The sequence below is a fragment of the Streptococcus mitis genome (genome assembly GCF_016658865.1).
In the GTDB taxonomy this organism is placed as follows: Bacteria; Bacillota; Bacilli; order Lactobacillales; family Streptococcaceae; genus Streptococcus; species Streptococcus mitis_BT.
Map to the genome: position 1 here is coordinate 224,003 of NZ_CP067992.1, position 12,762 is coordinate 236,764.

General features: G+C 42.2%; 13 protein-coding genes. 8 read left to right on the forward strand and 5 right to left on the reverse strand.

The annotated features are described in order from the left end of the window. Window positions 1-5: 5 nt before the first annotated feature. The 5 genes from JJN14_RS01045 (at window position 6) to pepC (ending at window position 4,055) form a co-directional block, all read left to right on the forward strand. Window positions 6-158, forward strand: a complete 153-nt coding sequence (locus tag JJN14_RS01045) for a hypothetical protein (protein WP_201058679.1) — start codon at window positions 6-8, stop codon at window positions 156-158. A gap of 23 nt (window positions 159-181) precedes the next feature. Next, window positions 182-1,423, forward strand: coding sequence for an aminopeptidase (locus JJN14_RS01050; protein ID WP_201058680.1), 1,242 nt, complete (start codon window positions 182-184; stop codon window positions 1,421-1,423). 9 nt (window positions 1,424-1,432) lie between these two features. Continuing rightward, window positions 1,433-1,663, forward strand: coding sequence for a GlsB/YeaQ/YmgE family stress response membrane protein (locus JJN14_RS01055; protein ID WP_201058681.1), 231 nt, complete (start codon window positions 1,433-1,435; stop codon window positions 1,661-1,663). A gap of 223 nt (window positions 1,664-1,886) precedes the next feature. Beyond that, window positions 1,887-2,609, forward strand: coding sequence for a pseudouridine synthase (locus JJN14_RS01060; RefSeq protein WP_125416578.1), 723 nt, complete (start codon window positions 1,887-1,889; stop codon window positions 2,607-2,609). Between the two features lie 111 nt (window positions 2,610-2,720). Beyond that, the gene (gene pepC, locus JJN14_RS01065; RefSeq protein ID WP_201058682.1) at window positions 2,721-4,055 is read left to right on the forward strand and encodes an aminopeptidase C; all 1,335 of its coding nucleotides are present in this window, start codon (window positions 2,721-2,723) and stop codon (window positions 4,053-4,055) included. 160 nt (window positions 4,056-4,215) lie between these two features. On the opposite strand, the gene JJN14_RS01070 is transcribed toward pepC, so the two are convergent. From JJN14_RS01070 to JJN14_RS01090, 5 genes are all read right to left on the reverse strand, one after another. Beyond that, window positions 4,216-5,127, reverse strand: a complete 912-nt coding sequence (locus JJN14_RS01070) for a PTS system mannose/fructose/sorbose family transporter subunit IID (RefSeq protein ID WP_049551677.1) — start codon at window positions 5,125-5,127, stop codon at window positions 4,216-4,218. Between the two features lie 14 nt (window positions 5,128-5,141). Further along, window positions 5,142-5,954 carry a PTS mannose/fructose/sorbose transporter subunit IIC gene (locus JJN14_RS01075; RefSeq protein ID WP_201058683.1) on the reverse strand — a complete coding sequence of 271 codons (813 nt, stop codon included), beginning with the start codon at window positions 5,952-5,954 and terminating at the stop codon, window positions 5,142-5,144. Between the two features lie 74 nt (window positions 5,955-6,028). Beyond that, window positions 6,029-7,018: a PTS sugar transporter subunit IIB gene (locus JJN14_RS01080; RefSeq protein ID WP_049551676.1), complete on the reverse strand. Its 990-nt coding sequence runs from the start codon at window positions 7,016-7,018 to the stop codon at window positions 6,029-6,031. Window positions 7,019-7,262: 244 nt separating this feature from the next. Beyond that, on the reverse strand, window positions 7,263-8,282 hold the full coding sequence (adhP, locus tag JJN14_RS01085) for an alcohol dehydrogenase AdhP (RefSeq protein WP_000649145.1): 1,020 nt from the start codon (window positions 8,280-8,282) through the stop codon (window positions 7,263-7,265). Between the two features lie 224 nt (window positions 8,283-8,506). After that, window positions 8,507-9,319, reverse strand: coding sequence for a Cof-type HAD-IIB family hydrolase (locus JJN14_RS01090; protein ID WP_201058684.1), 813 nt, complete (start codon window positions 9,317-9,319; stop codon window positions 8,507-8,509). 189 nt (window positions 9,320-9,508) lie between these two features. Here JJN14_RS01090 and JJN14_RS01095 point away from each other — a divergent pair, with 189 nt between their 5' ends. The 3 genes from JJN14_RS01095 (at window position 9,509) to folP (ending at window position 12,761) form a co-directional block, all read left to right on the forward strand. Beyond that, window positions 9,509-10,927, forward strand: coding sequence for an NCS2 family permease (locus JJN14_RS01095; protein ID WP_201058685.1), 1,419 nt, complete (start codon window positions 9,509-9,511; stop codon window positions 10,925-10,927). 52 nt (window positions 10,928-10,979) lie between these two features. After that, window positions 10,980-11,687, forward strand: a complete 708-nt coding sequence (locus JJN14_RS01100; RefSeq protein WP_201058686.1) for a CPBP family intramembrane glutamic endopeptidase — start codon at window positions 10,980-10,982, stop codon at window positions 11,685-11,687. A 93-nt stretch (window positions 11,688-11,780) separates the two neighbouring features. After that, entirely contained in the window at window positions 11,781-12,761 is a 981-nt protein-coding gene (gene folP / locus JJN14_RS01105; protein WP_201058687.1) for a dihydropteroate synthase, read from the forward strand. The last annotated feature ends 1 nt before the right edge of the window (window position 12,762 follow it).

Genomic DNA, 12,762 nt, shown 5'->3' on the forward strand with positions numbered 1-12,762 from the left:
AAAAGATGAAACTAAGAATATTCGCGGAAGATAAGCCGGCTGAGAAAGTATTTGAATATCAATTAGAAATTGCTGATCAGACAATTCTTCTATCAACAGCATTTTTGTCTGGTGCCATTGCTTTAGCAGGATTGTTTTCTGCTTTGAAAGAAAAATAAACAAAAAGAAAAGGAAGAATAGAATGGTTTTACCAAATTTTAAAGAAAATCTAGAAAAATATGCGAAATTATTGGTTGCGAACGGAATTAATGTGCAACCTGGTCACACTTTGGCTCTCTCTATTGATGTGGAGCAACGGGAGTTGGCGCATTTAATCGTGAAAGAAGCCTATGCTTTGGGTGCGCATGAGGTCATCGTTCAGTGGACAGATGATGTCATCAACCGTGAGAAATTTCTCCACGCACCGATGGAGCGTCTGGACAATGTGCCAGAATACAAGATTGCTGAGATGAACTACCTCTTGGAGAACAAGGCCAGCCGTCTTGGGGTACGTTCTTCTGACCCAGGTGCTTTGAACGGTGTGGACGCTGACAAACTTTCAGCTTCTGCAAAAGCGATGGGACTGGCTATGAAGCCAATGCGTATTGCAACTCAATCCAACAAGGTTAGCTGGACTGTGGCAGCCGCTGCTGGACTTGAGTGGGCTAAAAAAGTCTTTCCAAATGCTGCGAGCGACGAAGAAGCAGTCGATCTCCTTTGGGACCAAATTTTTAAAACTTGTCGTGTCTATGAAGAAAATCCTGTTAAGGCTTGGGAAGAACATGCAGCCATCCTCAAGAGCAAGGCTGATATGCTTAATAAAGAGCAATTTTCAGCCCTTCACTATACAGCGCCAGGGACAGATTTGACCCTTGGCTTGCCGAAGAACCACGTTTGGGAATCAGCTGGTGCAATCAATGCACAGGGCGAAGGATTCTTGCCAAATATGCCGACAGAGGAAGTCTTCACAGCACCTGATTTTCGTCGCGCAGATGGTTATGTCACTTCTACAAAACCGCTTAGCTATAACGGAAATATCATTGAAGGTATTAAGGTAACCTTTAAGGATGGACAAATCGTAGATATCACTGCTGAGAAGGGTGATCAGGTCATGAAAGACCTTGTCTTTGAAAATGCGGGTGCGCGTGCCTTGGGTGAATGTGCCTTGGTACCAGATCCAAGCCCAATTTCTCAGTCAGGCATTACCTTCTTCAACACCCTTTTCGATGAGAATGCGTCAAACCACTTGGCTATCGGTGCAGCCTATGCGACTAGCGTCGTTGGTGGAGCAGAGATGAGCGAAGAAGAGCTTGAAGCTGCGGGGCTTAACCGTTCAGATGTTCACGTGGATTTTATGATTGGGTCTAGTCAAATGGATATCGATGGTATCCGTGAGGATGGGACACGTGTACCACTCTTCCGTAACGGAGATTGGGCAAATTAAGGAGATAATATGTTAGGAAGTATGTTCGTTGGTCTCCTAGTGGGACTCTTGGCAGGTGCTTTGACCAATCGTGGAGAACGTATGGGATGTTTTGGAAAAATGTTTCTCGGTTGGATTGGTGCCTTTATAGGCCACTTGCTTTTTGGGACTTGGGGACCGATAATAGCAGGAACTGCCATTATTCCGGCAGTACTAGGTTCCATGATTGTCTTAGCGATTTTCTGGAGACGAGGAAGTTAATTTCTTAAATCTGATACTCAATGAAAATCAAAGAGCAAACTAGGAAACTAGCCGCAGGCTGCTCAAAGCACTGTTTTGAGGTTGCAGATAGAACTGACGAAGTCAGTAACATATATACGGCAAGGCGACGTTGACGCGGTTTGAAGAGATTTTTGAAGAGTATGAAACGAAAAGGAGGTTGGTCATTGTACCAGCCTCCTTTTGAGTATGATATAATAGTTCTATGAGATTAGATAAATTTTTAGTTGCCTGCGCTGTAGGGAGCCGGACAGAGGTCAAAAACATGCTCAAGACTGGGCGCGTGACTGTAAATGGTAAAAAAGAGAAATCAGCTAAATTGCAGATTGATGAAAAAATAGATGAGATTCGCTTTGATGGGCAAGTGTTGGAGTATGAAGAGTTTGTCTACTATATGATGAACAAGCCCCAAGGTGTTATTTCAGCGACTGAGGATCCTAAGCACAGAACCGTTCTGGACTTGTTGGATGACTTGGCGCGTAGCAAGGAAGTTTTCCCAGTAGGACGCTTGGATATTGACACGCATGGCCTTTTGCTCTTGACCAATGATGGTCAGCTGGCTCATGCTCTTCTTTCGCCCAAGCGTCATGTGGACAAGACTTATCTTGCACAAGTCAAGGGAATCATGACCCAAGGAGATGTGGAGACATTTGCTGAGGGTATTCCTCTCAAAGACTTTACTTGTCAACCCGCTAAACTGGAGCTTGTGTCTATAGATACAGAAAAGAATCAAAGCCAAATCCGTGTGACCATTGCAGAAGGGAAGTTCCATCAGGTCAAACGAATGGTTGCCTATTGCGGCAAGGAAGTAGTAGACTTGCAACGTTTGACTATGGGAACTTTAGTCTTGGATGAGAACTTAGAACGAGGAGAATGGCGTCGCTTGACCAAAGAAGAATTAGAAGTTCTCCGTGCTGGTATTGTTTAATTTAGTTTATATTTGAAAAAGGTGAGGAAGAATGTCCTTGCCTTTTATGTTTTTCAGTTGCTTCCTTTGTGAAAAGAGTTATAATAGACTGTAGAATAAAAGGAGGACTCTATGAACGCGATTCAAGAATCATTTACTGATAAACTATTTGCCAACTATGAAGCAAATGTCAAATACCAAGCAATTGAAAATGCTGCTAGTCATAACGGAATTTTTGCAGCCCTAGAACGTCGCCAAAGCCATGTAGACAATACGCCTGTTTTCTCATTGGATTTGACCAGGGACAAGGTCACTAACCAGAAGGCTTCTGGTCGTTGCTGGATGTTCGCAGCCCTCAACACCTTTCGCCACAAACTCATCTCGCAATACAAATTGGAAAATTTTGAGTTATCACAGGCCCACACATTCTTCTGGGACAAGTATGAGAAATCAAACTGGTTCTTGGAGCAAGTCATTGCGACTGCAGACCAAGATTTGACGAGCCGTAAGGTTAAATTCCTACTTCAAACTCCACAACAAGATGGCGGTCAATGGGATATGGTCGTTTCTCTCTTTGAGAAATACGGTGTCGTGCCTAAGTCAGTTTACCCTGAGTCTGTTTCATCTAGTAGCAGCCGTGAGTTAAATGCCATTCTCAACAAATTGCTTCGTCAAGATGCTCAAATCTTGCGTGACTTGCTTGCTTCTGGTGCTGACAAAGCGACTGTTCAATCTAAGAAAGAAGACCTCTTGCAAGAAATTTTTAACTTCCTTGCTATGTCATTGGGTCTTCCGCCACGTAAATTTGACTTTGCTTATCGCGATAAAGATAACAACTACCAAAGTGAAAAGGGCATTACACCACAAGAGTTTTACAAGAAATATGTCAATCTTCCTCTAGAAGACTATGTTTCTGTTATCAATGCCCCAACTGCTGATAAACCATACGGTAAATCGTACACAGTTGAGATGTTGGGGAATGTCGTTGGTAGCCGCGAGGTTCGTTATATCAACGTTCCAATGGAGCGCTTGAAAGAATTGGCGATTGCCCAAATGCAAGCAGGTGAGACTGTTTGGTTTGGTTCTGATGTCGGCCAGCTCAGCAACCGTAAAGCTGGAATTCTTGCGACAGATGTTTATGACTTTGAATCAAGCATGGATATTAAACTCATTCAAGACAAGGCTGGACGTTTGGACTACAGTGAGAGCTTGATGACCCACGCTATGGTCTTGACAGGTGTGGATTTGGACGAAAATGGGAAATCAACTAAGTGGAAGGTTGAAAACTCATGGGGAGACAAGGTCGGTACAGATGGTTACTTTGTTGCCTCAGATGCTTGGATGGACGAATACACTTACCAAATCGTTGTTCGCAAAGAATTGCTGACAGCCGAAGAACAAGCTGCCTATGAAGCAGAACCAATCGTACTTGCACCATGGGATCCAATGGGAGCCTTGGCAGAATAATACTCAATGAAAATCAAAGAGCAAACTAGGAAGCTAGCCGCAGGCTGTACTTGAGTACGGTAAGGCGACGCTGACGTGGTTTGAATTTGATTTTCGAAGAGTATAAAAGCATAGAAAAAAGGAATCAGGCTTAGAACCTGGTTCCTTTTAAGTTGCTTGATTACATGATACCGAAGAAACGAGCTGCGATACCTACTGCAAAGAGTGCAAGGATGATTGAGATAGGTGATACTTTTTTCTTAAGCAACCACATGCAAAGGAAAGTAAGGAGAAGTCCCATCAATCCTGGAATCAATGAGTTCAACTGACTTTGAAGGGTTTGTGGTTGAATCTTATCTAGGCTCAATCCACCAAGTGCTTGACCAAGGATACCTTTCAATTCAGCACCTGATACAGGACCTTCTGGGAAGTTGATGTAGGCACCTTCAGCCAATTGTTTACCAGGAAGGTTAACAGTGAAGTTAATCGATACCCAACGTTGTACAAGAACGGCAAGGATGAACATACCAAGGATAGAAGCACCTTTAGTGATGTCTTTCAAGATACCACCAGACATGTCTTTAGTGATTTCAGAACCAGCCTTGTAACCAAACTCTTGTGTGTACCATAGGAAGGCCATACGGATCGCATTCCATCCGAAGAAGAAGAGAAGTGGACCAACCAAGTTACCAGATGCAGCAAGTGATGCACCAAGAGCTCCAAGGATAGGACGAACTGTAAACCAGAATACTGGGTCACCGATACCAGCAAGAGGTCCCATCATACCGATTTTAACCCCTTGGATAGCAGCGTCGTCGATTTCAACACCGTTCGCACGTTCTTCTTCAAGTGCAAGAGTAACTCCCATGATTGGAGCAGCTACGTATGGGTGAGTGTTGAAGAACTCAAGGTGACGCTCAAGAGCAGCAGCTTGGTCTTCTTTAGTAGTGTACAATTTTTTGATAGCTGGGATCAATGAATAAGCCCAACCCAAGTTTTGCATACGCTCGTAGTTCCAAGAACCTTGAAGGAATTGTGAACGCCACCAAACTTTTTTACGATCTGATTTTGATAATTGAAGTTTTTCAGTCATGATTGTTCCCCTTTCTAGTAGTCTTCTAGGATATCACCGATTGGGTCGTTAGAAGTCGCAGCTCCGCCGCTACCGTTACCACCTTGTTTTGAAAGGTTAAGGTAGATGAAGGCAAGGGCAACACCGACTACACCAAGGGCAATTAAAGTCAATTGAGAAATGGCAGCAAAAGCAAAACCGATTGCGAAGAATGGCCATACTTCACGAGTTGCCATCATGTTGATAACCATAGCGTAACCAACGGCAACGACCATAGCACCACCGACAGCCATACCACCGTTCAACCAGTCTGGCATCAATTTAAGAGCATCTTGAACGGCAGAAGCTGGGATAGCGATAAGGAAGGCTGCAGGGATAGCAATACGAAGACCTTGAAGAAGAAGTGCGATAAAGTGAGCACGTTCAACAGCTGCAATATTTCCTTCTTTAGCAGCAGCATCTGCAGTGTGAACCAAACCAACTGAGATTGTACGAACAATCATAGTCAAGAAAAGTCCAGCTACGGCAAGAGGGATAGCTGTTGCTGTTGCAACGGCGATACCTTCAGTAGTAAAGTTACCACCTTTGATTAAGATGATTGCTGCGGCAACAGATGCAAGAGCAGCGTCAGGAGCTACGGCAGCTCCGATATTTGCCCAACCAAGGGCGATCATTTGAAGTGATCCACCAAGCATAACCCCTGCTTCGAGGTTACCAGTTGCAAGTCCGATAAGCGTACAAGCTACGATTGGTTGATGGAATTGGAATTGGTCGAGGATACCTTCAAGACCTGCAAGGAAGGCAACAACTACAACCAAGACAGCAGAAATAATTGAAATATCTGACATGGTTTTATTCCTTTTCTATTTAATGATAATAAAGTGAAAAATTTTCTTAGAATTCTTCTATAGTTTAATGTCTATTATTGAACGTTGGCTTTGTTAATCAAGTCAAACAAATCTTTTTTGGTGTCGTTTGGTACTTTACGCACGTCAAATTCAACACCGAGGTCACGCATTTTTTCAAATGTAGCAACGTCATCTTTGTCCATAGACAAAACGTTGTTGACCATTGTTTTACCTGTTGAGTGAGCCATTGATCCTACATTAAGGGTCTTGATTGGCACGCCACCTTCGATTGCACGAAGGGCATCTTGAGGTGTTTCAAACAAGATAAGGGCATGTGTTTCTCCAAAGCGTGGGTCTTTTGAAACCTCGATCAATTTTTGAATTGGAACCACATTGGCTCTGACATTATTTGGAGCTGCTTGTTTAATCAATTCTTTACGAAGATCGTCGTTGGCAACGTTATCTGAAGCAACAATAATACGGTCTGCTTTTGAATCTGGAGTCCAAGCAGTTGCAACCTGACCGTGAAGTAAACGAGTGTCTAGACGGGCAAGGTTAATCTTGAGTTTTCCATCTCCGATAACAGTGCCTTCTGGTATAGCAGCTTGGGCTACAGGAGCAGCTGCAGCAGTTGCAACTTCTTCAACTGGATTTAACTCTTCTGGAAGAGCTTTGATGCCATCTTTGGCTTCTTTGATAATATTCGCAGCGACTTTTTCCACACCTGCTGTAGCGTCCATGAGGCGCTCTGTATAGGCTTGGATTAACATCGGTAAGTTAAGTCCTGTGATGATGGCAAACTTACGCTCAGGATTTTCTCCCATCACGCGACTAGCTTGGTTAAATGGAGATCCACTCCAAAGGTCAGCCAAAACTAGAACCTCATCTTCTGCGTCAAATGCAGCAACAGCGTTATTAAACTTAGCGTATAAATCATCAGGACCTTCATTTGGCATAAAGGTTACAACTTGAACCTTTTCTTGTTCACCAAAGATCATAGATCCTGACTGATGAATACCCGCAGCAAATTCGCCGTGGCTCGCAATAATGATTCCGATACTCATTATTGTCATTCCTCCTTTTTTGTTTTAGTTTTCGTTTAAGAAAACTTTAAGACTAGATAAGTATAAACCGTTTTCATATAAAAAGCAACTATTTGATATAAAATATTCAAGAAAACATTTAAATAGTGTATTTAATGATATTGATATAATAAGGTTTCAAGAAGACATAGTAATTTTTGATATTAAAATTTAATATAAAAAAGTTGGAAGCGCATTCCAACTTTTAAAATAGTTTTTTATTAGATTAGTGGGTGAAGTCGAGTACCATACGTCCTTGGATTTGACCTTTTTCCATTTCGTCGAAAATGGCTACAGCATCTTCTACTGGACGTTTTTGAACAACTGGAACTACTAAACCTTCTGCACCGAATTGGAAGGCTTCTTCCAAGTCTTTACGAGTTCCAACAAGAGAACCGATGACTTGGATTCCATCTAGAACGGTTTTCACGATGCTGAGTTCCATCATTTCAGAAGGAAGACCAACAGCAACCACTCGACCACCAGCACGAACTGAGTCAACAGCCTGGTTGAAGGCAACTTTAGATACAGCAGTTACGACAGCAGAATGAGCTCCTCCATCAGTTTTTTCTTTAATAAGTCCTGGTACATCTTCAACTTCGAGACCGTTAATCACAATGTCAGCGCCTACTTCTTTTGCAAGGGCAAGTTTATCATTGTTGATATCAACTGCGATGACATGGGCATTGAATACCTTTTTAGCATATTGAACTGCGAGGTTACCAAGTCCACCAGCACCGTAAAGAACAACCCATTGGCCTGGTTCAACTTTTGCTTCTTTTATAGCTTTATAGGTTGTTACACCAGCACATGTGATAGAAGAAGCTTGGGCTGGATCAAGTCCGTCAGGAACTTTGACAGCATAGTCTGCAGTTACGATACATTGTTCAGCCATACCACCATCTACTGAGTAGCCGGCATTTTTCACTGTACGGCAAAGGGTTTCGCGACCAGTTGTACAGTATTCGCAAGTACCGCATCCCTCAAAGAACCAAGCAACGCTGACGCGGTCGCCGACTTTAAGGCTTTTTACATCTGGGGCAATTTCTTTAACGATACCAACACCTTCGTGTCCAAGAACACGTCCTGGTACCTGACCGAAGTCGCCATGAGCAACGTGAAGGTCAGTGTGGCAAACACCACAGTATTCAATTTCTACAAGTGCTTCCCCAGTTTCAAGTGGACGGAGTACTTTTTCTTCAATAGCAACACCAGTGCTTTCTGGATTTACAACAACAGCTTTCATAGCTATCCTCCTTGATATTAACTGAGAGCAGGAGAAACAGGACTGGATTGATTTTGTATCAACAGAGTCGAGTGTGACGAGCTCTCTTGTATTTATATGTGAAGTATATCACAAAAGAAAGCCTTTTCCAAGGTCTTGGAGGTAAAAAGTAGAATAATCGATTAACCGGTTGACGAGACTGTGAAAAGAACACAAAGACCAGCTCGAAAGCTGGTCAGTATGGACTATAAGAATAAGTCTTGTAGGGTTTTGGCAACCCCATCTTGATCATTTGTTAGGGAAATTTGCTCATCTGCATAGGGGAGTAGCTCTGGGTTGGCATTTTTCATGGCATAACCTTTCCCAGCAAAAGCGAGCATTTCGGTATCATTGTGCTCATCTCCAAAAGCAATCAAATCTTTTTTGTCGCGGTTCATTACCTTGAGCAAGTAGTCCAAAGCAAAGGCCTTGTTGACTCCTTTTGGAGTACACTCAAGGATATTGAGCGGACCTCCCCAGGTATTGATAGACAGTTGATGCTGGTAGAAGGCGTTCATTTCTTTTGCCAAGGCATATTTGTCACTGGCTCTGGTCTGCAACAGAATGCAGTTAGGGTCCTTGGTCACCAATTCAGGCTGAAATTGATCTTCAGGCTGGAAAGCTTCTACCCCAAATAGTTTGGGATTGGCAATTTCTTCATTGGGATTTGTGATATAGAATTTTTTACGGTATTCTCCAGCGATAAAATCGGCTTGAATGTCCTCTGAACGTTGAACCATGTCTAGCAGATATTTTTTGTCTACCGTCAAACACTTTTCAAAATCCCAAACTTGGTCTGGTAAATGAGTAAGGGAGCCGTTGAAGTTAATCATAGGAGTGTTTAAGCCTAGTTCACGGTAAAAATCTTTTGACATTCGGTAAGGACGCCCTGTCGTAATAATAACTTGATGGCCTTTTTCAGTAACTTTTTTTATGGTTTTTTTGGTAAAATCAGAAATTTGACTGTCTGAGTTGAGCAGGGTTCCATCCAGGTCAACTGCAATAATTTTTTTCGTCATAGGGACCTTTCTAGTGTCTTTTCAGATAAGATGTCTTCTATTATAACAGAAAGTAGGCAGAAAAGCAGATTCCAAACAAAAAATGAAATTGGATCAATTTCTTAAATAAATCAAACAAAGATATTGAAAAAGTGAATGATAAATGATATAATTCTATTATTGTTCGTAAAAATTAAAAGGAGATTAATAATGGACAAATTATTTAAACTAAAAGAGAACGGTACAGACGTTCGTACAGAGGTTCTCGCTGGTTTAACAACCTTCTTTGCAATGAGTTATATTCTCTTTGTAAACCCACAAATTCTTTCGCAAACAGGAATGCCTGCTCAAGGTGTCTTCCTAGCGACGATCATTGGTGCAGTAGCGGGTACCTTGATGATGGCCTTCTATGCTAACTTACCTTATGCCCAAGCGCCAGGTATGGGTCTTAACGCCTTCTTTACATTTACAGTCGTATTTGGACTCGGTTATTCTTGGCAACAAGCCCTAGCTATGGTCTTCATCTGTGGGATTATCTCATTGATTATTACCTTGACAAATGTTCGTAAAATGATCATTGAATCGATTCCGAATGCCCTTCGTTCAGCTATTTCAGCTGGTATCGGTGTCTTTCTTGCCTACGTAGGAATTAAGAATGCTGGATTTTTGAAATTTACGATTGATCCAGGTAACTATACTGTTGTAGGAGAAGGGGCTGACAAAGCTAAAGCAACGATTGCAGCAAACTCTTCAGCAGTTCCAGGATTGGTTGACTTTAATAACCCAGCTGTTTTGGTGGCACTTGCAGGACTTGCTATCACAATCTTCTTTGTCATTAAAGGGATTAAAGGAGGAATTATCCTCTCTATCTTGACAACAACTGTTCTTGCTATCGCAGTTGGTTTGGTAGATTTGTCAAGCATCGATTTTGCTAATAACCATGTTGGTGCAGCTTTTGAAGACTTGAAGACAGTCTTTGGTGCAGCTCTTGGTTCAGAAGGTTTGGGAGCTTTGATTTCAGATACAGCTCGCTTGCCTGAAACTCTGATGGCTATTCTTGCCTTTTCATTGACAGATATTTTTGATACAATTGGTACCTTGATCGGTACAGGTGAAAAAGTTGGTATCGTAGCGACAAATGGTGAAAATCACCAATCAGCTAAGTTGGATAAGGCTCTTTACTCTGACTTGATTGGTACTTCAATTGGTGCCATCGCTGGTACTTCGAACGTAACGACTTATGTCGAGTCTGCTGCTGGTATCGGTGCAGGTGGACGTACTGGTTTGACAGCCTTGGTAGTGGCAATCTGTTTTGCGATCTCAAGCTTCTTTAGCCCACTTCTAGCGATCGTACCAACAGCCGCTACAGCTCCAATCTTGATTATCGTTGGGATTATGATGTTGGCTAGCTTGAAAAATATCCATTGGGACGATATGTCTGAAGCGGTTCCTGCTTTCTTCACATCTATCTTTATGGGATTCAGCTACTCTATCACTCAAGGGATTGCAGTTGGTTTCTTGACTTACACTTTGACTAAGCTTGTCAAAGGTCAAGCTAAAGATGTTCACATCATGATTTGGATTTTGGATGCCTTGTTTATCCTTAACTACATTAGCATGGCCTTATAATAGGATAACCCAGGGGGATTTTTCCCCTTTTTTAATACAAAGGAGATAGGTGATGAAAGAGAAAAGTATGTGGAAAGAATTGTTGAATCGTGCAGGCTGGCTGTTAATCTTTTTGCTAGCGACAATTTTATATCAGATTCCTATAGGGGTTACTGCTATTTTAACTTTAAATGCAGTACCACTGTTACAGTCAGGACTGATAGTTGCTGGTATTTCGATTGTAGTGTTGGCACTATTTATTTTTGGAGCTCGTAAAACGCAATTAGCAAGTTTTAATTTTTCTTTTTTTAGAGCGAAGGATTTGGCACGTTTGGGCTTGAGTTATCTAGTTATTATCGGGTCAAATATACTTGGTTCCATTTTATTGCAACTATCAAATGAGACGACAACAGGGAATCAGTCTCAGATTAACGACATGGTTCAGAATAGTTCTTTGATTTCCAGTTTCTTCTTACTGGCCTTGCTTGCTCCGATTTGTGAGGAAATCTTGTGCCGTGGGATTGTTCCTAAAAAGATTTTCCGAGGAAAAGAGAACTTGGGATTTGTAGTCGGTACGATTGTGTTTGCTTTATTGCACCAACCAAGTAATTTACCTTCTTTATTGATTTATGGAGGTATGTCGATTGTTCTGTCTTGGACGGCATACAAGACCCAACGTTTGGAAATGTCTATCTTACTTCACATGATTGTGAATGGGGTTGCTTTCTGTTTGTTGGCTCTCGTGGTGATTTTGAGTCGGACATTAGGGATTTCTGTTTAAGATTTTTGACAATTGCTTACTTGTTTCTACTGGGAAAAAGATGAATGCAATCGTGTCCATCTTTTTCTTTTTATGGTAAAATAGAGAAATAATATGATGAAAAGCCTTGAGGGAGTGATCGATATGTCAAGTAAAGCCAATCATGCAAAGACAGCTATTTGTGGAATTATCAATGTAACCCCAGACTCCTTTTCGGACGGTGGTCAATTTTTTGCTCTTGAGCAGGCGCTCCAGCAGGCTCGTAAATTGATAGCAGAAGGAGCCAGCATGCTAGATATCGGCGGAGAATCGACTCGGCCGGGAAGGGGAAGTAGCTATGTTGAGATAGAAGAGGAGATCCAGCGTGTTGTTCCAGTGATTAAAGCTATTCGCAAGGAAAGTGATGTCCTCATCTCCATTGATACTTGGAAAAGTCAGGTGGCAGAGGCTGCTTTGGTTGCTGGTGCCAATATAGTCAATGATATCACTGGTCTTATGGGTGATGAGAAAATGGCGGATGTGGTAGCTAGAGCGAGAGCGAAAGTGGTCCTCATGTTTAATCCAGTCATGGCACGACCTCAGCACCCTAGCTCGCTCATATTTCCTCATTTTGGCTTTGGACAAGCTTTTACAAAGGAAGAGTTAGCTGACTTTGAAAAAATGCCAATCGAAGACTTGATGGAGGCTTTCTTTTACAGAGCCTTAGCGAGAGCAGAGGAAGCTGGGATTGCTCAAGAAAACATCCTGTTGGATCCAGGAATTGGCTTTGGTCTGACTAAGAAAGAAAATCTGATTCTTTTACGGGACCTGGATAAACTACATCAGAAAGGTTATCCAATCTTTCTTGGAGTTTCGCGCAAGCGATTTGTCATCAATATCCTAGAAGAAAATGGTTTTGAAGTCAATCCTGAGACAGAACTTGGTTTCCGCAATCGAGATACAGCTTCGGCTCATGTAACCAGTATTGCTGCGAGACAGGGTGTAGAAGTGGTGCGCGTGCATGACGTAGCTAGTCATAAGATGGCAGTTGAAATTGCCTCCGCTATTCGTCTAGCTGATGAAGCGGAAAATTTAGATTTAAAACAATATAAATAAG

Excerpts from the sequence above, each read along its gene's own strand:
- JJN14_RS01045 (WP_201058679.1), top strand. The coding sequence starts at position 6 with ATGAAACTAAGAATATTCGCGGAAGATAAGCCGGCTGAGAAAGTATTT.
- JJN14_RS01050 (WP_201058680.1), top strand. The coding sequence starts at position 182 with ATGGTTTTACCAAATTTTAAAGAAAATCTAGAAAAATATGCGAAATTA.
- JJN14_RS01055 (WP_201058681.1), top strand. The coding sequence starts at position 1,433 with ATGTTAGGAAGTATGTTCGTTGGTCTCCTAGTGGGACTCTTGGCAGGT.
- JJN14_RS01060 (WP_125416578.1), top strand. The coding sequence starts at position 1,887 with ATGAGATTAGATAAATTTTTAGTTGCCTGCGCTGTAGGGAGCCGGACA.
- pepC (WP_201058682.1), top strand. The coding sequence starts at position 2,721 with ATGAACGCGATTCAAGAATCATTTACTGATAAACTATTTGCCAACTAT.
- JJN14_RS01070 (WP_049551677.1), bottom strand. The coding sequence starts at position 5,127 with ATGACTGAAAAACTTCAATTATCAAAATCAGATCGTAAAAAAGTTTGG.
- JJN14_RS01075 (WP_201058683.1), bottom strand. The coding sequence starts at position 5,954 with ATGTCAGATATTTCAATTATTTCTGCTGTCTTGGTTGTAGTTGTTGCC.
- JJN14_RS01080 (WP_049551676.1), bottom strand. The coding sequence starts at position 7,018 with ATGAGTATCGGAATCATTATTGCGAGCCACGGCGAATTTGCTGCGGGT.
- adhP (WP_000649145.1), bottom strand. The coding sequence starts at position 8,282 with ATGAAAGCTGTTGTTGTAAATCCAGAAAGCACTGGTGTTGCTATTGAA.
- JJN14_RS01090 (WP_201058684.1), bottom strand. The coding sequence starts at position 9,319 with ATGACGAAAAAAATTATTGCAGTTGACCTGGATGGAACCCTGCTCAAC.
- JJN14_RS01095 (WP_201058685.1), top strand. The coding sequence starts at position 9,509 with ATGGACAAATTATTTAAACTAAAAGAGAACGGTACAGACGTTCGTACA.
- JJN14_RS01100 (WP_201058686.1), top strand. The coding sequence starts at position 10,980 with ATGAAAGAGAAAAGTATGTGGAAAGAATTGTTGAATCGTGCAGGCTGG.
- folP (WP_201058687.1), top strand. The coding sequence starts at position 11,781 with ATGATGAAAAGCCTTGAGGGAGTGATCGATATGTCAAGTAAAGCCAAT.